Raw genomic sequence first — 24,501 nt, forward strand, 5'->3', positions numbered from 1 at the left:
TCCCGGCTGGTGAATTTAGTGAGTGCCTCCCGTTCCGAAATCATCGTAGCTGGACAAATCGGCATGGTAAAACACAACATCGCCATCCAGTAGCGAGAACGTCGCCCTATATGGATCGACAAAGCTGCGTCCATAACCCTCCATCTGCCATTGATTATTAAGCGGCGCATTTTTGTACTGCAAATGCGGGTGGCCGACATCCTTATTGCGAATGGTTTCGATGTTGAAATTGACCACGATATAGCCGTCGCGCAGGAAGATCGGCGCATTGTCGTCCAGCCGGTGGGTGCGTCCGTACTCGGCTAGATTCATGCCTGCTGGCACTGCATAGGGAGCAGCGGGAAGACTATACTCGCCAAACCAGCGCTGCACCGAGGCATTGGCCCGCGTGGTGTCGATGCCGGACGGCACTTGCAAGCTGCCGATAAACGTCCGAATCTGCGGAGGCAACAGCATACCGTCGTAGCCGCCTACGTAAATCCGTTTTTGAGCGGCGTCCTTCAAAACTTGCTGGATATACGACGCCTGACTGCCCGAGGAACCGTTCAGCTTCCAGAGCGAGCTAGCCGTATTCGTTAGCTCTTGCTGCGGCACATTGCGCAAACGGGTGTCCAGGGTCACGAGCCGCTGCTCGGTATCCTCCGTGGAGCCAATCCGAATAAACCGCTCGTTGCCCGAATGATAGTACAAGTCCACCTGTTGCCGGTTTTTGCCCAGCTTGTCAACGAAGTAAAAGGTAGGCGTAACCTTCACGCCGTCGCCCGCGCCAAACATGTTGCCCAGCGTTTTGACTTCAAATTTGAAGTGATAGCCCGTTTTGACAGCGACGTTCTTCTTGCCACTCTCCGGGTGACTGCCCGGCCGGATCGGCAGCACGTAAGGGGCCGTATTGCCGCGCGCCGCGCCGTCGATCCCTTTTGTGCCAACCCAAAAGCTATTTCCGGTCGGAGTCGCGCTGCCTGTCGCCGTTCTGAACACCGTTTCCCACTGGTAGTCGGCGATATCGGTAATACGGAAGTCGAACAGACGGCCTATAACCTCGACGGCCACAACCTGCGTCGCCACATGATGGGCTAAGTCCAGATTGGCATTAGGTTGTGATGTGAATGAAGCCGGACTGTTTTCGGCAAACGTGCGGAACAACACATCATAGTTTCCCTCATCCACCCAAACGGGCATGTAAAAAGTAGTCGTTAGCTGGCCGACAGGAATCGAAGTCCAGGTGGCCTTCGGAACCAAGGTTGCATGGTCAGCCTTGTATACATCGAACGGGAACCTCACCTGCTTGTCGCGTACATATTTGGCATAGTCCCGGTTGCCGTAGCCCTTGATGTCCTTGTGTGCGCCGCTGGTTGGAATGGTAATAGTGAACGGTCTATCCAAAATAAGCGCGGCTCGTCCGGCTGTCGGCGTTGTCTTCTGGTTATGCGCCTGATCGTCGGATATGGATGCCTGATTGACAACGGGCGTATGCACCGTCACCGGGTTGATGCCATTGATCGGGTAGCTCTTGTTGTCACCGCCGCCAATGCCTTTAATGAGTGTATAATAAATCATGCCTGTGCTAGGTTGACTGGCTTTATTCGCTTTTCCAGCGTCAATGACATATCCCGAGCCGTACAGCACATTCTGACCGATCACGGTAGGAGCTGGAATCGTTCCGGGTGCTGGAGCCGTTTCCTCGACTGTCCGATTATCCATCACCGTACTGCCGTTAAACACGAGCGAATCGTTTTTCACTTTGATTTTACCGATGGCGTTTTCCGCATTGGACTTCCAATCCTCGTTCGGAATGGAAGGGCGGCTGGAACCGCCTGATATCGTCTGACCTGAGAGCGTCACGTTCGAGTAAACCGGGTCGGTCACATGTGCGCTAAGAGTTGCATCGTGTGCGGCGGATACCGCTGGAGGCGAATAGCCGCTCGGCTGGAGCGTTACCGTTCCAGAGGGCAACGCGTAATTGGCGACCGTCGCCTTTTGCAGACCGTACACTTCGAGATTTTGAATCGTCCAGAAGCTGTACTTGCGTTCAATCGCATAATTTTTCGTGACCGTTTGCGTCGCGGAACGCGGAACAAAGATCGTAGTCGAATTGCCCATGTCATCCGGTGGGCCAGGTCGTGGTTCCGTCCACGTAAGGGTATATGTTTTGCTTACCTGAATGGGGTATTGCTTCGTGCCCTTCGTTTCCGTGAATGTGTTGCGGTACAGGTACGATTTGGCTAATACATTCGCGTACAGGCTCTCCGAAGTCGGAATGCCTTGCAGCACATCGAAGTTTTCCGCGCCGCGCGTATCCGCTTTGATGACGGCGGAAGCGCCTGCGTCCATCGCTTCGGCTTGCTGGCTCGTGCCGGGTTGCGAAGTACCGCCGCCACTGTCGCCTTTGTGTATCGTATGATCCGACGTGGAATCCCCGCTGTTACCGTTCGCATCTTTCACGACGACGGTAATTTTGACGGTCACACTAGAGCCGGAGTTGAACGGGATTTTGATCGGTAGTGTTTTACTCGCTGTCAGTCCGCTGAGCGAGCCAGACTTGTCGCTCGGCGTAACGAATGTTGCGTTCTCTATTTTGGTGATCTCATACGACTTGAGCGGCGTTGACGACATTGCCTCAAATATAAAATCCCCATTCACTGTCGTAATCGAAGCATCGACGTTGTCTGGCGCGTCGATACGGGATGTCACCGTGATCGGGGAGGGGATTTTATAGATGCCGACGAAGTTGGAGCCGCCAGCGCCGACCAGGATGGAGCGTTCGCGCAGCTTCGCGTCTCCTTTTTCCTGTATGAACAGCTTCTCGTCCGGCTTATTGTTGTTTGTTATATAAGACCGGATGATTTCATATATCTGGCCTCCAGATGTGAGTTGCGGTTCGAACGTATGGTTCGCTTCATCTCCAGTCTCGTAGACGCCTTTATCGACTTCCTTGAGCTTCGTACCATCTTCCTTCTGATAGATCGCCTTCACCGGGTTATTTTCAGCGTATTCGGCAATCGCATCCGTTCCCCCGAGCGCCACCGTAAAGCTTCGCGTTCGCACCTTCGGGTTCGTATCGGGATCTTCCTGCAACCAATTTTTCTGCGTTAAGTCCTGCTTCGGCGATAGGTAGGAACGAACAATACTATACGTTTTCCCGTTATCCTCAATCGTCGCAGGAAACTCGTGATTGATCGTTTCGCCGACTTTGTAGTCGCCCTTATGGAACGTGACCTCCGGCTGCTGAATGACCTCTCCACTTACCGTTTTCGCAACGACATCGACAGGAAAATTAGCGCTGCGATAGGGGACGTGAATCCCGAAGTAATCATCGAGATCATCCGGGTGCGCCCAAGGTTCAGCGTATTTAATTTCGTTCAGCGTGTAAAATGGGCCTTTCCGCACATTTCCGTTGCCGTCGATGGATACCATGATCGCGTACAAGTACAGGTCGTCGTTGTCCTTGATGTCACCCATCCCTGCTTGCCACATGCCTTCTGTTACCAGCGCTTCGCTCACTTCGTAAAAAGTCGTAAGTGGTTCACCGGGAATTGGTTGGTTCGGCTCTTGACCGACTTGTCGCACTTGTTGATCTAAGAATGAAGCATGACTGCCGCTACGCGGATCGCCACATTGCTTAGATGACGTATTCGTGCAGAGTTGGTCACGACGCACCGTCCAACCTACCGTTCTGTAGCGGATGGACGAGGTTGCTGCCGTGCTAGTGATTTTGAAAGTGATAGCGCCATTCTCCGTCCTGACATCAGGTGTCGCCGCAAAAGTAGGCAGGGAGCCAAATAAAAAAGAGCATGCCAGCAGCACGCTCAACACAATTTTCATGAAGTTGTTTTTACGCATCTATTCCGAAGCCGCCTTTCGGATGACATGATGATAAAACAAACTGCCACTCGGACTGACCTTCAACGTGCTGCCCCAATCCCCTCCAACGTTGGTTGACAAAGAAATATCGGTATAACCTTCGTACCAAACACCTTTCTCAAACGTTTGTTTTTTCGGGAACCATTCGTCGTAAAGCAGATCTTTGCTTTCCTTGTAGGAGACAAACTTAATCCTGAACTTGGAGCGCACAAAATTGTCCCCGAATCCATTTCGATAAATCATAGATGGTTCAGGGTCAAGATAGCCTTCGATTTGAATTCTGTTTTCCTTAACCCAATCCACGTAGCGGCGTATATATTTCAACTCGGCTTCGGAGCTTTGTACTTTAGTGGCAAACACCGCCTGCGCCCACGCATCATCAATCGTGTTGTAATCGACATTGAGCCAGAGTGCGCCGAACGTTTTTAGCCGCCCCATCCAAATGTCTACATTGTGCTTGTTGAATTCAGGTATCGTTGAATAAAGGACAGATGATACCTTACTGTTCGATGGACGGGAGTACGGATAATCCATCTCGTACATCTCATTCGGAACGTCAGCAAGAATGTATGGATAATCACTCGCGTTCTTCGGCAAGTCGGTCGTGCGAATCAAGCGCCCCCATTGATCGGTCTGCGCTGCGCTATCTTCGCTGGTCTTGATAACCACGGTGTCTGTCGGATCGTCCCAATCCACCAAAGCGCCCAGCACTTCGCTGACGAAACGGAGCGGTACAAATGTCCGACCGCCGCTCAGGATGGCTTTCGTATCCAAAGTGACCGCTTCGCCATCTACCTGTACAACGTTCTGGTTAATCGTCAGAACGATAGATTGATCGTCTCTCGTAATCGGAACGGTCTGCGTTTTCGATTCCCAGCCGACCTTGGCTCCGAGCGATTCGGCGACAAAACGCACCGGGACGAGCGTCCGCCCGTTCTCATCAATAAACGCTTGCGCGTCGGGAAACCAGATTTTTTTGCCGTCCATGACGACGCTGACAAAGGCTGGCGGTTTACTGGCCGCGCTTGCCGTCAAACTGAATATACTTCCGAAAAGTGTCACAATGAGTAGGGGTACTAACTTTCTTTTCAATTGCCTCACTCCTTAAAGAAAATGTGCAGGACTGGAAAAACTTGCTGTTGCCTTCATCATAGTGCCGATTCTGCTGCCTGTCCACTATCCGGCAGTCTGCCCTCCGCAGGAAACATGGAGTCGTCCTCAACCGCCTGAACCAAGGCTTACGTATACGTCCCGGCTAGAAAGCTTAGCCGGGACAAGGCAGGGGCATATATCCCTTGCGCGCGGCTGCTTGCTCGCTGGCAAACGTTTCTTCAGCCGGATAGGTGTAACCGCAGGAACTGCGGTAATACACCTTCATGCTGCCTTTCTTGGCCCCAATGATCGTTGGACGTTTCACGATGCGGCTCCCGCCAAGCGCATAGCTGTTGTACACCTTCGCGCCCATCGGAATGCCTTGTACAAAGGCCAACACGCCCACATCATCCACCGTATTGTTCCAGTCCTCATCGGAGATCAGCGGCAAGGTGAACGTGTAGGTCAGGCCGTTTCGAGAGACGGCTTCGTTATACCGGTTGATCTGGTATGCCAGCTCGTCCTGTATGGACCGAACAATCGTGCTTCGTCGCACCTGCTCGAACAGCGCAGCATCCTGCAACAGCGGAATCGTCGTTTGCTGCCGGATGTCCTGCCGCAAGCCTTCATGCCAGCTTCGGCTGACCGCATCGTAGGCCAGCACCTGTTGGTCGAGCGTAAAAGACAGACTGTTGCCAGCCGAATCGGAATAAGCATATGGCTTCTTCGTTCCCCACGCCGGTTCCAAGACGGTTTTTCCGTCAATCCCCGTCCATTCTTGCTCGGAATAGACGTAAAATCCGTCGTACCCGACGATTACGATAGCCGGAATGTATCGATGCAAAGCGCCTTGCGTCACCGGATCATCCGCAATACCGAAACCCGCGTCCAGCGTCCGGTAGAAGGCCGCTATCGCTTCTTCCTTGTTCAGCGCGACACGTTTGGCCGAAGCATATTGCGCTTCCTGCTGCTGGCTAGCGTTAACGACGAGCAAGCTCGCGGCATCGTCTACCGCCGCATCCAGCGCAGCGTTGTATTTCATCTCCGTCAGCACCGTCCGCCGCAGCGTGTCCGTCTCATTCCGGTTGACGATCGCGAAGGGAAGGAACAACAGCGCGCCGACGATGGCCCATTCAATCCATTTCATTGCGTACCACCCCGCCATACGGAATCACGATTTTTTCATTCGGGCTGATGGTATTGTTCAGAAAATCGAAGAACAACGTGCCTGCCGTCCGGTTCGTATTGCGCACGATCACCGAGAAGCTGTCACCTGCGCGCATCTTGTAACGGCGGCTCGGGTCATCCTTTGCTGTCTGATTGTCTGGGAACAACACCGGCAGGATCTGCGCATTGAAAAACGCATCGTACTGTACTTCGTAACTGCCCTTAAAGGTTTCGGGCCGTGTCGGATCGTCGTAAACCGGCACGTACTTCTTGCTGTCATGTTCCATCTGAACGTCGAAGCTATTGCCGGTCGCCGCAAGCGCGGTCACGAAATCGTTGTACATCGTTGGCGTGATGCCGCCCTTGTCCCGAACCGCATCAACGAAGGCTGTCGTCGCGCGCAAGGCGACCAGTTCCGAAATATCGTCCTGCTGGTCAAAGGCAGCAGAGAGCGGGTAGAGATAGAGCAGCAGCACAGCGATCAGTACGGCGAAAATTTTGACCAAACTGTTCATGGCAGGCTCCTGAGTAGCAGACGCTGTAGGTAACCGGAAGCGTCCCGTTCATAGGCGGGACGATAACGCCCTGTGAGACGTATTCCTGCCGACGAGAGCTGCTCCCGTTCCAGCGGCGGCGCGAATCGAATGCCGTCAACAACCATTTCCGCATCCCCTTCACCCAAACGAGCGATGGCTTGCAACACTTCTGCACCGGATACCGAACCGTCGCCCGAGATCGGCGTATAGGTCTGGTGCAGGCTGCGATCCTGCGCTTGCCCGTTCACATAGGCAAGCCTATTGAGAGAAGCGCCGTTCTGAAACAGCATCAGACCGCTGCTTGCGGCCATGAGGAAAACGAGCAAGGCTGCGCTCATCTCCAGCATCGTTCTTGGCGCATGGTCCATGCGTTACACCTCCTTCATGACGAAAGCGTCCGGCTTTAACCCGGACGCTTTCGTTTGCCTCATTCCGCCTTATTGCTGCTGGAATACGATCCCGCGAATGACGTTGCTGCTGTCCAGCACCAGATGAGCGCGAAATTTACCGCTCGGATTCACGTAGTTGATGTCCGCCTCGTCTACAGTCTGGTTAATCTGGCCGGGGGCGGCTCCTTCGACCGTACCATAGGTGACGCTATCCAGCGGAACTCCGGTATTGATGATCTTGCCGTACCATTGGCCAGTCGGATTTTTGCCGGTTACGATCTGGATGCCGAACTGGTCCTGATCGCGGAACTTGCGCAGTGCATTGACCACCTGACTGCCCGAAAGCGTCGTATTGTCGTATACCGTGAACGCAGTCTGCGAAAGCTCTGTCTGAATGTTGCTGAAATTGCTTTGCGCCGCCTTGGTCGAATCCTGAGCAGAAATAAACAGCACGACTGCGAGGGTAATGAGCGCAATGGCGAGGAAGATACCTGCCGCCATGACTAGCGCTTTTTGGGCATTGGACATATTCGATTCTCTCCTTTGAAATGGGGAATAAAAAAACGTCTTCCCGTTGGTAAGGGAAAGCGTTCGTACCGACTACTGGATGCGTTGAAGCTGATCGTAGTAGGTTGTCATCTGCTGCAAGCTGACGACGACCAGCGGGATGACCAAATACCCGAATATCAGCGTCATTAAGGGGGCAAACCCAATCCAGCGGCCCCAGCCTGCCTTTTGTTCAATTAACTGTTCATACTCCTGCTTGCGTTGCTCCCGCGCAAACGCCTGCTCCGCTTCAAGATCGTCGAATGCCTGCCGGATGGTCAAATGCTGCGATGCCATCTCCAGCTTCTCAACGATCCGCACAAACGGCAGAAACGGCGCATCTTCTTTGAGCTGCGCTAGCGCCTGCTCCTCGCCCTGCTCAAAGTGAAGCAAGCAGGCTTGCAGCGGTTCCCTAAAAACCTGTGCAAACTGTTCCATCCATAGCAGAAGCTGTTCAACCGACATCCGGTCCATCCCGGCGAGCATGGCAATTACGGCTTGCAACTGATCCACCTCATGCTTCATCTCCATCTGCCGCATTCGCCGCTGAAACAGACGGATGCCGACCGGCAGCGCGTACCCGCCCCACCCCGCGGCGAAAGCCAGAAACGCTTCCCACCACGCCAGCAAAGGTTGATTCAGCTTCTCCAGCTTGTCCAGAATACGCCGCGCCGCCTCTCGAAGCTGATCCTCCTTGACCTGTACAGCCGTATCATTGCGTAGCAGGCTGATAACGCTATTTTCGCTTCGCGGCCTCACCTCCTTTAATTGATCGAGCATCCTGCGATCCAGCGCGGCGGCTTCCCACGCCTTCGCTTCCTCCTCCGGGGACAACTGCCCGAACAGCGTTCCAGGTTTTACCGGCGTATACAGCACCTGATGCCGCTCCGCTGTATGCAGCGACACGAGCAAGCCCATCACCGCCAAAAATGCTGCGGCCCCGGCTACGATCCGCTGCACATAAAACCATTCGAGACGCAAAGGGGAAGCTGTATCCTTGAGCAGCCGGGTCATCCGCTGCGCCTCCCGCGAGCCGGGGATCGGCCCCAACCGAAGGGCCAGCCAGCGCATCCACGGCCAGTCATAAGCCCGTTTCTCCCATCTTTTTCGGCTGGTGGGCCTTGTGGTCGCATCCAGCTCCGACAGGTTGCGCAGCAGCACGTAGCATAGCCACACGACGACAAGCAGACAGAGTTTGACGGCCCAGCCAAAAGCGCTGGCGTAGAAGGTGTCCATTGCCGGAAAAAAGTGGCTGGCCCAGGCTTCAATCGGATGGATAAACAGCAACGGCAGAAGCGCAATAACGGTCAGACCTTGCAGCAGGAAGCTAAGACGCTCGCGGCGCAGCAACTCCAGATTCAGTTCGACGGACAGCTTTTCCAGCCCCTTGAGGTAGACAGAGCCGGTTTCGGTTTGCTGGTCTCCGTGCTCCTTGATGAGATACGATAATCCGGCAAAGCCCTGCAAATAACGATTCGGAGCAAGCTCCACATATTGCGCCAGTTTTTCCTCGGCGTTGCTGTCCGTCAGCATGTCGTACAGCTCCTGCCCGTGCAGCGCCATTTCATACGGTGCGCTATCCGCCGACTCGTAAATAGCTTCCTCGACCATCCCGTGACGATGATAGTGGTGGCGTACATTGCCAAGAAACAGACGAAGCTGACGCAGCAGCCGCATTTCGAGCCGATGGATGCCCATATCCGAGAGGATGCCGTGACCGACCCAAAGACCCATGCCGAGCATCGCCATCGTGAAGGGATCGCGCACCGCCAAGACAAGCGGAACAGCGACCAGCAGCAGGACAAGCCACATCAGCAGCGCCGATTTCATCACCTCCAGTCGCAGCTTCCATTCGTCTCCGAGTCGCAGGATGACCAGCCGCCTGCGAAGATGCTGCAAGTACACACGTAAAATGGGCACCTGCTCGCAAACGCTGTATAACTGCTGCATGAAGCTGTAAATCGCCTGCTTGCGAGGTGCTTGCCCCGGCTTACGCAGCGCTTCATAGCGCCGGACTGCTGCCACCTCCGAATCACGGCGGGACAGCCACAGGAAGGCCGCGACCGCGGCAAGAAAAAGCACGGTTGCGATACCGAGCAAAGGGGACAGCCATTCCCGAATCATGTCTCATCCCCCCAATAGGATGCCAGAAACGCATCAAATACGGCTTGATCGGGGCCGCTCAGGTATTCTGCAATCTCATAGCGACTTTGCTCGGACAATGGATGAACGGCAACGTAACGGCCGTCGCGGTATTCGACGAGATTTCGGGCTGTGTACAGTGGGCGATCCGTCGAGCGGCGGAAGTATTCGAGCGCCGTTTCCATAAAAGCGGCCATTCTTTCGTCCTTTGTCATTTTCCCGCGAAAGGAATCCGGATAAGCGGCTTCCTGCGGTGCCTGGACGCATTCCGTAATGCGTTCGATATAGCGCCGTCCGTCCAGATCGCGGCGGAGGTGAATATCGAAGTTGACGACGCTGACGACTTGCTGCTCCGCCACACGCTCATTCGTAAACACCTTTGTTTTTAATAAGGAATTGCGCAGAGACAGCACAAGATCGCGAAAGGTTTTGGCGTGATGCGTGAACAAGGTGAATAAGGACGCCACCTGTGCCATCTGAACCATCCAGGCGGCAACCGGATCGGTCGCCACCTCGCCCAAAATGTTGACGGAGCCGTCCGTCTTCTTTTGGATATCCAGCCCCTGCTGACCGGAGATCGTCTCGGTTTCGCGCAGGCTGACGATGTTGCGTTGCGGATAAATTTTGCGCAATTGAAGCTCGAAGCTCATTTCCTGTACCCGGATGGGCAGCACTTCTGGAATATGGCGCACCATCGCCATGAGCAGCGTTGTTTTGCCGCTGCCCTGCGCGCCGGTAATGGCGGTGATTCGCGCACCCGACACCAAATAACGAATGAGGCCAATCGGCAATTCCGCCCCGTCGTCCTGAATCAACTGCTCCAGCGTAGCGCTTTGCACATCGAATTTGCGCACAAAAAAAGCCCACGATTCTGAAAATCGGGGGCGCAGCACGACGACGCGGGAGCCGTCTGCCATTTCATTGACCTTAAATCCGTTCGCCTCGGACAACTGGCCGGGAAAATTGTGCTTGTAGATGATCTGGCAAACGCGCCGCAGTTCTTGCTCGGAGCCAAAGGACAAAAAACTCAGGTGAATGGATTTGCCCTTGTAAAACAACCAAACACTATCATGTGAACGGGGCAGCGACTGAAGCTGTGCATCCTCCTCCAGCGACCATTCGCCCTCCCACATGAGCGGCGGCAGCCCGGATACGCCCCCGGATACGCCGTCCACACGCATGTCGCGCAGCTCGTCCACGACGCTGAATCCTTTGTAATGCTGATATATCCGCTGGACGACAAGCTGGAGCTTATCGTCCGACGTCAAACGCGGCGCTTCCCGAGCGAAGATGCTTCGAATATCCTCCGCCGTAATCCGGTACGTTTCAAGCTGACCTTCCTCGTTTCGTCTTTGCTGATCCAACTCGTAGGTTTGAATGAGCCGGTCGAGCGCATGAAGCCCGGCTTCCTTTTTATACGTGTGAAGCAGAATGTCAAACTGGTCTTGCGCGGAAAGAGACTCCGGCTGATGAAAAGGCAGCAGGAGGTTCAAATGTGCGTCGTCCAGTTCATAGCGCTGCGCGAGCAGGTCGGCAATGATCTCCTTGACATACTCCTTGTCCCGCAAGTCCCCGGAGGTGCAGCCCCGCAGAGCCTTTTTCAGCTCTGCCCGTTTGCTTTTTCTGCGGCGGTATTCCTCCTCTGACAAACCGAAGTCGGTCAGGTTGCTGCTGGTCAACTCGTGCAGCGTTGCCTTAACGAATGTGGTCATCGCCTCTAGCGTATATACCGACGTGTCGTCTGTCCGCTCCGGCAATCGTCGGCTCAGGCGTAAGTAAAGGAAGAAGATCGAAAGCAACAGGAGCGCAATCAGGATGAAAGTATTAAGCATGGCCGTCATGGTGTGTCGCCCACCTTTCCACCGAAAAGGGATTGCCTTGCGCCCGCGCTGTCGATCACAGCCTGCGCCAATCGGCGCACCTGCTGCACAAAAAGATGATTCTCATGGCCATTTGCTGTCTTCCGGTTGCGGAACCAGAAGGGAATTGCTTCGCCGTGCTGTACCGCATCCATCCAGCCTGTATGATGCGCAACAGGGTAAACGGACGTTCCTATGCGGAATTGGCGCATGAGATTTTTAACGGTAAGCGTCGAATAGGGATCGTATTGTCCGAATGCGAGCAGCGTCCTTCGGTCTTGCAGCATCGATGCTTCCTCCGATTGAAAAAATCGCTCCAGCAGGAGACGGTTTTGCGGTAGGCAGATGACCCATACGTCCGCTTGCTGCCGCAGCAACTCGTTCCAAGCCGACCCGCGGCCGCTTCCCCCGTCCAGCAGCACCACATCGTAAGCGCGGCGGGCAACCGCAAGCATCGGTGTGAGCCATTCCTTTGCCATTTCGATAAAGGCATCCTCCTGCTTGATGGAGCCGGGCAAAATATCGAGACGATCCCGCAGCAACGGATGGGCATAATCTCGCAGCATGACAGGCTCCAGCTTGCGGTTTTTCAGCAGTCGCAAAAGCGCATCAATTCCCGTGTCCGGGGCATGAATGCCATGCCATGCGGCAGGCCGGAAGTAAGCCCGCTCGACAGCGGCATAGCTGTTTTGCAAATGCCCCAGCAGCAGCAGTCGCGACGAATATTCCAGTCCCATGCACGTTGCCGCAGCGAGCAGATTGGTTGTGGTCCCTGCCTGACCGGGCACGGGACTCCAAAATACAACGGTAACTCCCATATGCGTTCTCCTTTCTACCAAACTCGCACTTTCTTCCGAGCGATCGACCAAGCCCGCCGCGCTGCCTTGCGGTCGCAATCTCCAAGCTGCTCAAGCATCGTCAGCTGCGTATAGCGGTATGCTCCGGAAAGACCTCGGAGGTCAATGCGGCCGTGGTGCTGGTTGTTCAAATCGGCGGCTGCGTCCCGCTCGTCCAAAGGAAAACGAAACACAGCTTCCTCCCATTGGATGTGCCGCAGCCGCATTTCGGCTCGCCAGGCAGCCAATTGACCCGGTATGGCGGGGGCAAGCATTTCAAAAAACATGACAGGCGATTCTGCATCCTGCAAGCCCAGTCGCAGCATCAGCTCCTCGTTTTTTTCCAGCGATAATCGCTTTCCATCCCAACACCACACCCGCTTGTCAAACTGGGACAGATTATGGCGGAAAACAAATTCCGTATGGTCCGTATCCACCAGCATGACGTCGTATGTCGGCGTCGTCCCGGCCTGTGCCAAGCCTCGCTCAAGCTGCTCGGGCGTGAGATAGCCGTAGGCCACATCCATACCCTCAAAATCTTGTACGGCGCTGCTGGTATAAGCATTCGGCAGATACCCCCGAATCGACTGCGCCATGGTGGAGTCCACTAGCAGCACTTTATGCCCAAGCGCCGCCAGCAAACGGCCCAGCACCAATAAGGCATGCGTCTTCTCCGCTACGCCGATAAAAACGATTTTTTTCATATTCGCACTCCTCATTGATTGAAGATGTCTTCCCATTTATCTCCGCTTGCCGGAGGAGCTTCGGTCGCCGGAGACGTACCCGACGGCAGTGATGGCGAATCGGCAGGAGGGGACGGCTGCTGACTTTTCGCAGTTGGAGAAGCTACTGTACCGGCAGAGTCACTTGATGCAGGCTGCGAACCACTCTTCGGAACCCTTGACTGCGGCGTGCTGGCTGGCTGTGTTTCGCTCATGGCATTGCCCTGCCGCGTCGTCGTCCGTTCGTTTTGCAACTGCTGCTGCACGGTTACGCTGCCGCTGGTGAAACGGAGCTTGTCCGATTCGCTGACCGCCTTCAAATTGCCATCCAGCGTTTGACGCAGCGTGCGGGCAAGCTCGATTTGCGCGGTTTCGAGCAGATTGGGATCGACCGCCATAAGATTCAATACCTTCTGATTCGCCGGATAGTTGACCACAGCCGCATCCTGTAAGCCCGGTTCGATGTAAGGGAGGGCATACAACCGCGCTCCCTGCAAGTAAGCATCGATAATCGCGCTGGACGTTTGGAGGATGTCCATCTCATTCAGTTCCAGCCATACGACAGTGCCGGACAACTCCTGTACCTTCTTTTTAGATAAGAGAACAAAGTCCTCGCCGGTTGGAAAGCCGATGCGAACGTCTATATATTGTGAAGGCTTGAGATTAGAGGGAAGCTGAATGACCTGAAACTCCTGTATGCGCAAATCCTTCGGAACGGCCTGTCCTTCGTACAACAGTGAGGAAAGCAGCGGCGTTCCCGGCGCAAGCTCAATCTTGGCGTTTTTGCCGATGATGCTTTCCCGGTCGGTGACTACGCCCGGTGGGACCAAACTGACGGGCATCTGAACGGCATTGAGGTCATCCGCTTTGAGCGCAACGCCTGCCGGTATCGTTTTTGCAGTCATCCAGACATTTCGGCTGTTTTGCTGTTCCTCATTTTTCAACTGCTGAATCTGACGCTCATACTCCTCTTTCATCTGTTGCTGCTTTTGCTGCTGGTCGGTGTGCTGCATCAGCATGTATAAGGCTGCTGCAACCAGCAGCGCCAAGCTGACCGCGATGGTTCCCATGACCAGCACCTTGCGGTGTCGATACGTCCATGACATCGTTCACGATCTCCTTTCATTAATAGAAGATTATCTTCGCTACTCTCAACGTGCTTCGTCTCGCGGACGCGGCTTCGATTGAGCTTTCTCCGCTTGTAGCTGTGCCAGCTTCTCGGCTGCCCACGCCGGTGTATGCTCCGGCTTCAGAAAGCCCATCAGGTCTTCCCGGTTATAGCGATATTCATCGCCTGAATAGAGCGTTTCAGCATAGACCGCCCGTCCACGCGAATGCCCCGAAGCCCCGAAACCTCCCGTTACCCAAACAAGCTGGTTGTCTGCCGTGCGAAACTCCGGCCGCAGCCATTCCGGACGGATCACAACAATCCTGCCGCTGAGTACATCATCACTTTTGATGGGCATGCATTGGGTGAGTTGAATGGGAGGCATCGGCTCCGTGATCGCAGAGCGCTCAATTTGGAGTTTCTCGATCTCCCACTGCAATAGCTTGGTAAACTCCCGCATCGCTTCCACATAATCCGCATATCCTTCTGCACCATAAAACTGATCTATGCCAAACAAATTGTTCTGCGAGCAGTAGCAAACCAGATAGGGCTTTTCAATATTCGTCATGTTGATGCCCAAAATAACCTCAACCCTGCCAATGGGCAGCGCCTGATAAACCTCATAATCGCCAGCCATTCGTTTCTCCTGCTCCATCGTCAGCCCTCCCGATTCGTTTTGTGGTCACGCTTCTTTTGTTCGCATTCGGCTTCTCGGGCCTGCCTGCAAAGCAGTTGTTCTTCCTCCTCGGACGGCCTGCTACGCGCAAAGCCCGGCTTTTCTTTCATCATGCGTTCATACTGACGCCGTTTTCCTTTCGTAAAGTCCATTGATTATCTCCTCCCCGAAAATGGACATAAAAAAAGCTCTCCGTCAGGGGAGAGGGTGCATGAACAGGGGCAGCATCGGATGAATTACCGTTCGTGCTCCCGCTGTCGCTTTTTATACCAGCTTTCCAGCAATTGCACGATCAAGTCTTCTTTTTGCTTTTCAGAAAAATCTCGCGGAAAAAAGCGTTCGATCCGCTCCCGCTGGATGCTCATTTTTTCTTTCTGATTCGGCTTTTCCTCCGTCAATATGGTGTAAATGACATCTGAATTCAGCCTGCCTTCCTGACTCATCTTTTTCATGCGCTGCGCCTGTGCCAGCGAAGGCGTGCAATCCTCGGCCTGCATGGTATCGAACAGGGCTTGCTGTTCTTTCTCGGCCAAGTATGACAGTTCAACGGCAGGATTAAAGGCAATCCGTTTGTCGTCTACCATTTCGAGAATTAGGGGAGTGAGTTCGGTCAATCGGATATACCGCTGAATCTGATTCCGGCTCTCACCTACTTGTTCTCCTAAAATCTCAACCGAATATTTTCCCTTTAAATCCTGCCCAACTTGGGTAGGATTTTCTTTGCTTGGCCTGCCTGCTTGCCGTTTCATTGCTGCAAGCTTCATCTTATAGGCAAACGCTTTTTCGCTTGGTGAGATATGCTCCCGTTGCAGATTACTGTCCACCATGATAATAGTCGCCTGATCGTCATCCAACTCGCGAACGAGACAAGGAATTGTCTCCATACCAGCCAATTTGCTTGCCTTCTTGCGACGGTGACCGGAAACCATTTCGTAACCGCCCTCCGCCTTCGGTCGAACCAGACCGGGAACAAGGACACCGTACTGCTTGACGCTATCCGCCATTTCTAACATCGCTTCATCCGCCCTTACCTTAAAGGGATGACCGGGAAAGTCGCTAATTTCAGCCAATGGAATATACATCACCTTTTCCCGTTGCGAATCGTTGCGGCTTTCCTCTGTCGAGAATAAATCATCGACTTTGGTCAGCTTTATGCTGGCGAGCCGATCTTCTTTCGCTGCCAATATCCTGCACCTCCTTCGTAAGTGCAGCGTAGGCTTTAGCAACCTGTCCGTTCGGATCGTGGGCATAAATGCTTTTGCCCTTGGCGCTCGTTTCCGCCGCGCGGATGGACATGGGGATTTCTGTATTGAATACACGCAGCTTATCCCCGTAATCCCGGCGCAGCACAAAAGAAATATCTTTTGCGAAATTGGTTCGGCTGTCTACCATCGTGAGCAGCACACCATCCACAGCCAGTTTCGGATTAATTTGACGCCGAACGCGGGCAACCGTCTGCAAAAGCTGTGTCATGCCTTTGGCGGGCAGATAGTGCGCCTGTACCGGGATAATGACGCTATCTGCCGCTGCCAATGCGTTGATCGTCATCATGCCCAAGCTGGGCATGCAGTCGATCAGGATATAATCGTAATCTGCTTTTACGGAATCGATGTACGAACGCATAATCGTTTCCCTGCTCATCGTATTGACGAGCGCCACTTCGACTGCCGATAATTCGATGTTTCCCGGCATCAGATCGATACCTTCGTGATGATGCAGAATACCTTCCTTCGGTTCATACGGTTCCTCCGTCATGCCTTTCACCAGCATCGTAGCCAGTGAAACGGATAGACTGTCTGGTTCATGGAAGCCTAGCGAATCCGTCAGGTTGCCCTGCGCATCCGCGTCCAACAGCAGAACCTTCTTGCCTTCCTCCGCCAAGCCAATGCCAAGATTGACCGCTGTTGTGGTTTTGCCGACGCCGCCTTTCTGATTGGCGAGGGCGATCACTTTGGACATGTTCATTAGTCTCCTTTCACGCAATAAGCCGGTTGCTCTGGAGTTCAGGACAACCGGCTCTTATAGGATATCTATATAAAAAGAGAGCGCCTGATCAGTGGCGTTCTCTTGAATATATCATATACATTTTTAGGGTCTTATTCTTCTTCTATTCTAAACAATTTGCTTTCCTGAGATAGTTCAACAACAATATGGGCTTTATCAAGCACGCTTACAGGCAACTTATCCTTTAGAATAGAAACAACCAATTGTATATTCTTTCTACTAACATAATCAGAAACCTTAATTAATTGATTATCGTGCATTAATTCTTTTTTGTCATTTAGAAGAAAGTGCAAGCTCGGTATCTTTTCCTCATCAGCAAATAATATAGCTGCAAGATCAAAACATAAAATCTCACCCTGTTTTTTTCCTGAGCTTAAATTAGCATTAAATGCACTAAATTTATATATTTGTTGTTGGCTCTTTTTGTGCATAACTTTATCATATTTCAATGCATACTTTTCACCGTAAAGTTCAAAAGAAATTTCAGAGAAATTTTTGTTGAACTTGTTAATTTGGCTTCTTAACTTCTCTTCAAAATTACCTGAAAATAATACATCATCAATCACTTTAATTTTAGCATTAATTTCTTCAATGTTCTTTTCTACTTCATCTAATTGTGAAATAATACTTTCATACTCACCCTTAGTTCTATACTTATCATTTAGTTCAGCTATAATTTTTTCAAGCTCCTCAAAAGAGTCACCTTTAGATATAGTCATCGCTAACTCTTTCTCCTGAATCAGCAATGAGTTCAAATTTTTTTCTTCCGTTTCGATTTTTACAAGTAACGAAGGTAAATCAGAAGTTATGAACTTAATTTTCTCAACAACCATATTATTATGGTATGTTACTAATTCTTCAAAAGTCTTTTGTATATTACCAATATTGGCCTTAGCCTCTGCGTAAATAACTTCCAATTGCTTTAAGTCAATATTAGCTTTACTATTTTCCATTTCCATTTGAGCCTCTTCAATGAGGTTCTTCCTAATGTTCATTTTACTTATGTTAGAACTGCTTTTATTAATTCGAAACTTTACAAAGTTAAGTTGCTCTAACTGACTTTCAAAATCTTCATTCAAATTGAAGGTTGACTTTTTCTCATTTAATTGGGTAATTTCCTCTTCAATCATTTCCAGAGCAATTTCATAAGCCGTTTTTGTTTGCTTTTTTTCCAACCTTTCTTTGAAGACTTCTTCTTGTTTTATTTTCGTCACTAATGCTTGCTTCTGCGCACCTTCGTCGAAGTCACAACCCAATAAGAATAAGTATAATGTCTCATACTCCACATCAGAGGAATACTTATCCAAAGTCTTTAGTGTATTACTTATATTCTCATCCTTATATCTAATATTGTGAGAGATGATCTGTCTGAATGTAGGTTTCTCCGAATTATGACTGGGAAAAAGAAGCCTTTGTAACTCGTCTTCAAAATCCTTTTCAAGAATTGGTTTTCCGTTAATTCTTCTAATGTTCTTTTTTCGTGGCAGAAAATTGCGTTCAATTATTACTTCATCTGATGTCTCATCTAATAAATCCTCAACAAGAGTAAGAGTAATCAATACTTCTTTAGCTACAAGAAAATCTTTAACCAAGTCATATACTTCTTTTTTATTCTCTGTATCCGAATATATTATGGAGGCGCTAGCTCCCAAGCAGAAATCAATTAGCTTCAATACTGTTGTTTTCCCCACATTATTTCCAGTCGATTTATCATCGTTGGATGGTGTTTCATCAATAATTAGGTTCAAGCCGGAATGAAAAGTTAGTTCTCTTATTGTTCCTGTACGACTAGTTATTTTCAACGTTTTTATGAACATAATTCCACCCATCCGTCATCGTCTATCTTGGCAGAATCAATAAGATACAGCCAATCTAAACAAAGCATAAAAATGGGAAACGACATATTATATTGGCTTCTAATTCTTTGATACAAATCAAAAACTTGCTGTTTGGCAAATTGTTTAAGTTCTTTCAAAATTAAAGCACCATTATAATAAATGCTAAGTTGAGGATGAATATTATCCGGCAACAACATGGCTATACCCCTCCGGATTCTTAAAAATTTTGCATCGTATAAAAGCATCTACAACTAAAATAAAAACGCAGAGTTCAAGCTCTTCATACGGAATTTCGATATAATTTTTGCTCTCGATGATTATTTTAGTTATGTTATCGATTATACTGTAGAAAAGTTCCTTTGAGTTAGTTTTTTCATGTTGAATCGTTGTGTATTGTTTTTTGATTATTTGAAAAACCGAAAAGCTTTTATTTGAACCTTCTCTATCGAACTCAGCATATTTTTCATCTAACTTTTGGTAGAATATCTTATAATCATCAATTGTATCTTTCACATCTGACAAATCGTTAAATATTATTTTCTTATCTATTTCAAAGGAATTTATTTCTGGAGATTCTATAACGTTTGTGAGATTCTCGCTTGCAAGAATATTAATGATAGTAGCAAGATTTGTATCAACTTTAAGTACATCAATATCATTCCCAAGTTCCTTTTTTACAAACTCAAATACCTCTCGCTGCTTATCGATTTCCATGTTTAGTACAACATTCAACAATGTATTTACATCAACAATGTCATCTGCGGGAGAAAATGCAGCATTATGTGGATTAATAAAGCTCGATTCCCGAAGCTTATTTGCATCCTTTGCAATTGAAATAAAAATGAAACGGTATCCTGGGTACTTAACAAATATATCCTTTTTTAAAGAGCTTTCAATTTTTTGCTTTGTGCAGGTTGAAGACACTTGGGCTACAACTTTGTGATTCACATCAACCAAATCAATGCCTTCAATATTCTGTTTTAGTATATTCAAATTGACCAACGTAAATCCAAGCAATAAGTTCATCAATTCTGCAAAAAACGTTTCTGAATAAATGTTTAGATCCAATAAATTTATTTTTCCTCGTTTCTCAATTCGTCTTGCCAAAACCTCCAGCTTTTCCTCTATATAGTTGAAGTATTTACTTCGATTCATTAGCCACATACCCCTTATATTCAAAAATGATTTAGTTGCTATGTTCATTGATTATTCGACAAATTATTGGAATTTCCTCTCGCATCGAAGTTTATTAAAAAGAACGCCTAATCAAGGACGCTCTCTATACTTCACTACATATCTACCCACCCGACGTCCAAATCCAAGTCCAAAACGACTGAAACCTCAATTTTGTCCTTCAGCAGCTTATTTTTGAAGTCGTTGCCGTCCGCCGTGAACGTCATAAATCGCGCAAAGTGTTGAAAACAAAGGATTTCTACGTATCGATTCGTTGTATTCCTATTACGCACTCCACATGCACCGTATGCGGGAACATATCCACCGGCGTAACCTCCACCGTCCGATACCCTCCATCTTCTAGCACCCTTAAATCCCTCGCCAGCGTAGACGGATTACAGCTCACATAAACTACACGCTCCGGCTTCATCTCAAGAATCGTGTCCAAGAGGCGTGGATCGCACCCTTTACGTGGCGGATCGACCACGATGACATCAGCCTCAATGCCCTGCTCTTTCCAGCGTGGAATCACGTCCTCAGACGCGCCGACTTCGAACTCCACATGCTTCATACCATTGAGCTCCGCATTCGCACGCGCATCCTCGATCGCTTCCTTCACGATCTCGACCCCATACACCTTCTTGGCATGTTGGGCTAAGAACAGAGATATCGTTCCGATGCCGCAATAGGCATCGATCACGGTCTCCTCCCCGGTCAATCCCGCATACTCCACCGTCTTGCCATACAGCACTTCGGTCTGAGCCGGGTTTACTTGGTAGAAGGAACGCGCAGATATCGCAAACTTCACATCGCCTATATAGTCATGGATGACCTCACGTCCCCACAAGACACGGGTCACATCCCCGAAAATCACGTTCGTTTTGCGTGTGTTCACATTCTGACAAACGCTTACCACGGCAGGGAGCTCTTCACGGATCGCAGAGATCCACTCGTTCACGCGCGGAATCCGCTCGCCGTTCGTAACGAGCACAATCATCATCTCCCGGGTAGAAAAACCTATCTTCACCACCACATGGCGAAGCAGGCCTTGGCCTGTCTCTTCATTGTAGGCGGTGATGCCTAGCTTCCGCCCGATAGCTTTGACGCGGCTGACGACCTCGTCGTTCTGTTCGTGCTGAATGAGGCACGTCTCCATGTCCACGATCCGGTGGCTGCCCCGGGCGTAGAAGCCGCCGACCAGGCCGCCTTCCGTTACGCCAATCGGCACCTGGGACTTGTTGCGGTAGCGCCAAGGCTCGCTCATACCGAGTGTCGGCCGCACAAGGATCCCCTCTTGATCTGTATCAACCCCGGACACAGCAGGATTCGCCCCATTGGTTTTAGAATTCTCAATGTCCCCTCCACCATCTGTGCCACTCCGCTCGCCGTCCACACGCGTTGCTCCAGCACCTTCCGCCTCACGCGCCACCCGCAGCTTCCCGATCCGCTCCAGGTTGTCCACCACCAGCTGGCGCTTCCACTCCAGCTGACCGGCATAATTCATATGCTGCAGCTGGCAGCCGCCGCATTGGTCGTAGATCGGGCACGGGGCCGCAATACGGTTCGGGCTCTGTTCGACCAGCTCCAGCAGCTTGGCGTAGCCATACTGCTTCTTGGTCTTGAGCACTTTCACCCGGGCCTTCTCGCCCGGCAGGGCACCCTGAACGAACAGGGTGTAGCCGTCCGCACGGCCAACCCCTTCCCCGTCATGGTTCATTCCTATAATATCGATCACGACCTCGTCGTTCTTGGCCACCGGCAGGTCCAGGAGGGCAGCCGAAGCCGCGGGCTTGCCGCTGCGGCGCGTGTCGCTTCCCTTGCGGTTCTTCTTCATGATGTGCTGTTCACTTCTTTCCGTTCAACTTGTCCCTTACCACTCTATATTCCCCATCGGAGTCCCATCCATAATAGAAGTTGTTCAAAAAGCTCGCTTTTGATCACGAAGTGAATCAGGAAGCCACTCGGCATCGAATCTTGAATTCAGCCGGGCCTTCCGGTGCTCACGTACCCAAGCGTACGCTCCACTCCTCAGTCCCTAGCTTCATCCAACCTTCTCGGTGCTGAAAACCGATCTTTTTGAACACGCACTTAATAAAAGCGGATGATCTTCCGTTAACCTTCATTCGCTTAAACAACAAAAAGCTCCCCCAAGGGAGCTTAGCGCACAAGCTCACGTCCATCATTATACGGGAGCCTCGTATGTTATTCAATCCATTCAGCCTGCAAATCCAATCATTTACTTACAAGAGCCTGGAGCCTAAGCGGCGATCCTCGGCCTGTTCCATCTCGATCAATGGCCCATCGCCCCAATCGCCTATCCATCGCTAATGCGGTCAGTCCCCGCTGAGCACTCGGCCGCAACCATTACGGCTTACGCGCCCCATGTCTTCCGCATTTCTACCATCCACCATCTCAGCCAAAAATCCTTAAATGCTGCGGCAGGACACGGAACGTGCCCGGCAGAACGCCGCCGAACTCGCCGTCCAGGTTCAGCTGAACCGGTCCCGGAGAGACGACCTCCATATAGTCGGTGCGGAAATGCACGACCCGCTTGTCGTTGATGTGCTCGCCGCGCAGGGCGAGCGTAGCTACACGCACGAACTCCGCCAGATTGCACTTGCGCAGCGCAATGACGTCGAACAGGCCGTCGTCGATGCTCGCGCCCGGCGCGATTTTGTCGAAGCCGCCGACCGAGTTGCTGTTCGCAATGAGGAACACCATGAATTCGTCATGGATCGCCGGATGACCGCTCGCGTTGATGATGAGCTCCTGCGGCGCGAGGCTGACCATTTTCTCGATCCCCTTCAAATAATACGCCAGCTGCCCGATCATCGTCTTCAGCTTGCTGGGCACCTCATATGTGAGCTCGGTCAGCGTACCGCCGCCCGCGATATTAATGAAGTAGCGATCATTCGCTTTGCCCACATCAATCGGACGCGTCTCGCCCCGAATCACCAGATCGCAGTACTCCTCCCAGTTCTTCGAGATACCGAGCGCCCGCGCAAAATCGTTCGTGGTGCCCAGCGGGAAAATACCCAGCGGCGGGAGATTATCCCTGCCGGCCATCCCGTTGATGACCTCATTAAGCGTACCGTCTCCGCCGGCTGCGATCACCAGATCGTATCCGCGCTCGACGGCATCCGCCGCCTCACGGGTCGCATCCCCCTCTCCGGTCGTTGCATGACAGGAGGTTTCGATGCCAGCACTGTCCAGACGGTGCAATATATCAGCAAGCCGACGCTTCATTTCCTCCCGGCCGGAGGTTGGGTTATAGATTAACCTTGCATTTCTCATTAACGATACGCCACCTACTTATGATTTCAAGGATAGAAGAAGAAGTTTGGCCTGCGACTCCATCCACTGCGGCAGCAGCGGATGCGGCAGCAAGGTTCTGCCGGAATATCGGCATTCCAGCCCCTCGAGCCGATCGGGTATAACCTTCTCCGTAAAATACCCCTCACTCAAAAAAAGCGGAGCTACGATCACATCGCAGCCGCGCTCCATCCATGCTGTCACCTTGTCCCGAACATCGCCGGGACTGAGTAAAGCATAATCCGCGCTTGTTCCGCTTACCTCGCTAACTCGCTGTGCCAAAGAGTTAATACCCTTTTCCCAGCGGCTGCGAAACAGATCATGCCGGCTCCCGTGTCCGACAAGGAGAATAACCTCCTTCGCCGGGTTCACGGACAGCTCTTTTACCTTATCCCATACCATGGCCGCAATCTCGGGGGCGTCGTCCATCGGCGTACCAAAATGAACCCGGGACTGGACCCGAAACGGCGCCAGGTTCGTCTCCATGTCCGGAACGGCCTTCGCTCCTATAGCATAAGCTATTTCGTCGACATGTGTGCTGCCGGACGAGACAAATAGAGGAATGACCACAATGTCGGTGACACCCTGGTCTTCCAAGGTCGTGATGCCGTCCTGAATCAGACGGCCCTCTACCAGTTCCAGGTACGAAGAGACGACCGGTATATCCATACGGGACGCCAGTCTGTGGACGGCTTCGTCCACAAGCGACACCCATTTCTGTTCACGCGAACCATGACTAATAACCAGCACACCCGGTTTCGTCATATTTTAACGCCCTAGACGCTCCAGCGTCATTTTATAACCGTCATTGCCGTAGTTCAGGCAACGCTTCACGCGCGAGATCGTTGCGGTGCTGGCTCCCGTTTCTGCTTCAATCTGGTTGTATGTGCATCCCTTGCCCAGCATGCGCGCCACTTCCAGCCGCTGCGACAAGGACTGAATTTCGTTAACGGTGCAGAGATCATCGAAGAATACATAACACTCTTCCACACTGCCCAGGGTTAATATCGCTTCGAATAATTGATCGATGCTTTTATCATTTAGCTTCTTTAATTGCACTGGATGATCATCCCCTATTGTTACTGTGTATAACACTCGCACTCCCATTGTACCCGAGCGGAACTAGTATTTTCAAGCATTAACGATTTCACGCACTACAGGACAACCATTACCCGGAGGCAGCATCCCTTATACACGCTCACATTTCACCGCTCCAGCGCTCGCCAAAATCTTCCTGGGC

The 24,501-nt window shown here is 51.4% G+C and carries 22 protein-coding genes; all 22 read right to left on the reverse strand.

Features of this window, described 5'->3' with window-relative positions:
• Window positions 1–15: 15 nt before the first annotated feature.
• The 22 genes from AK95_RS19160 to AK95_RS19265 all read right to left on the reverse strand — a co-directional run bounded on the left by AK95_RS19160 (window position 16) and on the right by AK95_RS19265 (window position 24,320).
• Window positions 16–3,840 carry a DUF5704 domain-containing protein gene (locus AK95_RS19160; protein ID WP_235613157.1) on the reverse strand — a complete coding sequence of 1,275 codons (3,825 nt, stop codon included), beginning with the start codon at window positions 3,838–3,840 and terminating at the stop codon, window positions 16–18.
• On the reverse strand, window positions 3,841–4,953 hold the full coding sequence (locus AK95_RS19165; protein WP_071221485.1) for a copper amine oxidase N-terminal domain-containing protein: 1,113 nt from the start codon (window positions 4,951–4,953) through the stop codon (window positions 3,841–3,843).
• Window positions 4,954–5,125: 172 nt separating this feature from the next.
• Complete coding sequence (locus AK95_RS19170) at window positions 5,126–6,100, reverse strand: hypothetical protein (protein ID WP_071221486.1); 975 nt, start codon at window positions 6,098–6,100, stop codon at window positions 5,126–5,128.
• Window positions 6,087–6,635 carry a hypothetical protein gene (locus tag AK95_RS19175; RefSeq protein WP_071221487.1) on the reverse strand — a complete coding sequence of 183 codons (549 nt, stop codon included), beginning with the start codon at window positions 6,633–6,635 and terminating at the stop codon, window positions 6,087–6,089. Before AK95_RS19175 ends, AK95_RS19170 begins: the two co-directional genes overlap by 14 nt.
• Complete coding sequence (locus tag AK95_RS19180; RefSeq protein WP_071221488.1) at window positions 6,632–7,024, reverse strand: hypothetical protein; 393 nt, start codon at window positions 7,022–7,024, stop codon at window positions 6,632–6,634. Before AK95_RS19180 ends, AK95_RS19175 begins: the two co-directional genes overlap by 4 nt.
• A 69-nt stretch (window positions 7,025–7,093) precedes the next feature.
• Window positions 7,094–7,573 carry an ABC transporter permease gene (locus tag AK95_RS19185; RefSeq protein WP_071221489.1) on the reverse strand — a complete coding sequence of 160 codons (480 nt, stop codon included), beginning with the start codon at window positions 7,571–7,573 and terminating at the stop codon, window positions 7,094–7,096.
• 72 nt (window positions 7,574–7,645) lie between these two features.
• Window positions 7,646–9,715, reverse strand: a complete 2,070-nt coding sequence (locus AK95_RS19190) for a hypothetical protein (protein ID WP_071221490.1) — start codon at window positions 9,713–9,715, stop codon at window positions 7,646–7,648.
• Window positions 9,712–11,574, reverse strand: coding sequence for an ATPase, T2SS/T4P/T4SS family (locus AK95_RS19195; RefSeq protein ID WP_071221491.1), 1,863 nt, complete (start codon window positions 11,572–11,574; stop codon window positions 9,712–9,714). The genes AK95_RS19190 and AK95_RS19195 overlap by 4 nt, the downstream gene beginning before the upstream one ends.
• Window positions 11,571–12,410, reverse strand: a complete 840-nt coding sequence (locus tag AK95_RS19200; protein WP_071221492.1) for a hypothetical protein — start codon at window positions 12,408–12,410, stop codon at window positions 11,571–11,573. The genes AK95_RS19195 and AK95_RS19200 overlap by 4 nt, the downstream gene beginning before the upstream one ends.
• A gap of 14 nt (window positions 12,411–12,424) precedes the next feature.
• The gene (locus AK95_RS19205) at window positions 12,425–13,132 is read right to left on the reverse strand and encodes a hypothetical protein (protein WP_071221493.1); all 708 of its coding nucleotides are present in this window, start codon (window positions 13,130–13,132) and stop codon (window positions 12,425–12,427) included.
• Between the two features lie 11 nt (window positions 13,133–13,143).
• Entirely contained in the window at window positions 13,144–14,256 is a 1,113-nt protein-coding gene (locus tag AK95_RS19210; RefSeq protein ID WP_071221494.1) for an SAF domain-containing protein, read from the reverse strand.
• A gap of 45 nt (window positions 14,257–14,301) precedes the next feature.
• Entirely contained in the window at window positions 14,302–14,913 is a 612-nt protein-coding gene (locus tag AK95_RS19215; RefSeq protein WP_071221495.1) for a hypothetical protein, read from the reverse strand.
• Between the two features lie 2 nt (window positions 14,914–14,915).
• Window positions 14,916–15,086, reverse strand: coding sequence for a hypothetical protein (locus AK95_RS34230; RefSeq protein WP_162487606.1), 171 nt, complete (start codon window positions 15,084–15,086; stop codon window positions 14,916–14,918).
• A gap of 84 nt (window positions 15,087–15,170) precedes the next feature.
• Window positions 15,171–16,118: a ParB/RepB/Spo0J family partition protein gene (locus AK95_RS19220; protein WP_071221496.1), complete on the reverse strand. Its 948-nt coding sequence runs from the start codon at window positions 16,116–16,118 to the stop codon at window positions 15,171–15,173.
• Window positions 16,066–16,893: a ParA family protein gene (locus AK95_RS19225; RefSeq protein WP_071221497.1), complete on the reverse strand. Its 828-nt coding sequence runs from the start codon at window positions 16,891–16,893 to the stop codon at window positions 16,066–16,068. The genes AK95_RS19220 and AK95_RS19225 overlap by 53 nt, the downstream gene beginning before the upstream one ends.
• A gap of 137 nt (window positions 16,894–17,030) precedes the next feature.
• Window positions 17,031–18,755, reverse strand: coding sequence for a DUF2326 domain-containing protein (locus AK95_RS19230; protein ID WP_071221498.1), 1,725 nt, complete (start codon window positions 18,753–18,755; stop codon window positions 17,031–17,033).
• Window positions 18,746–18,973, reverse strand: coding sequence for an ABC-three component system middle component 6 (locus tag AK95_RS19235; RefSeq protein ID WP_071221499.1), 228 nt, complete (start codon window positions 18,971–18,973; stop codon window positions 18,746–18,748). Before AK95_RS19235 ends, AK95_RS19230 begins: the two co-directional genes overlap by 10 nt.
• Window positions 18,957–19,931, reverse strand: a complete 975-nt coding sequence (locus AK95_RS19240; protein WP_071221500.1) for an ABC-three component system protein — start codon at window positions 19,929–19,931, stop codon at window positions 18,957–18,959. The genes AK95_RS19235 and AK95_RS19240 overlap by 17 nt, the downstream gene beginning before the upstream one ends.
• Window positions 19,932–20,208: 277 nt before the next feature.
• Window positions 20,209–21,783 (reverse strand): 23S rRNA (uracil(1939)-C(5))-methyltransferase RlmD, encoded by a 1,575-nt coding sequence (gene rlmD / locus AK95_RS19245; RefSeq protein WP_071221501.1) that lies wholly within the window; start codon window positions 21,781–21,783, stop codon window positions 20,209–20,211.
• 578 nt (window positions 21,784–22,361) lie between these two features.
• The gene (locus AK95_RS19255; protein WP_009592325.1) at window positions 22,362–23,243 is read right to left on the reverse strand and encodes a diacylglycerol kinase; all 882 of its coding nucleotides are present in this window, start codon (window positions 23,241–23,243) and stop codon (window positions 22,362–22,364) included.
• Window positions 23,244–23,261: 18 nt separating this feature from the next.
• Window positions 23,262–24,026, reverse strand: coding sequence for a sirohydrochlorin chelatase (locus AK95_RS19260; RefSeq protein ID WP_071221503.1), 765 nt, complete (start codon window positions 24,024–24,026; stop codon window positions 23,262–23,264).
• 3 nt (window positions 24,027–24,029) lie between these two features.
• Window positions 24,030–24,320 carry a YerC/YecD family TrpR-related protein gene (locus tag AK95_RS19265; protein WP_053489879.1) on the reverse strand — a complete coding sequence of 97 codons (291 nt, stop codon included), beginning with the start codon at window positions 24,318–24,320 and terminating at the stop codon, window positions 24,030–24,032.
• Window positions 24,321–24,501 lie beyond the last annotated feature (181 nt).

This window comes from Paenibacillus sp. LC231 (assembly GCF_001860525.1).
Taxonomy (GTDB): domain Bacteria; phylum Bacillota; class Bacilli; order Paenibacillales; family Paenibacillaceae; genus Paenibacillus_AQ.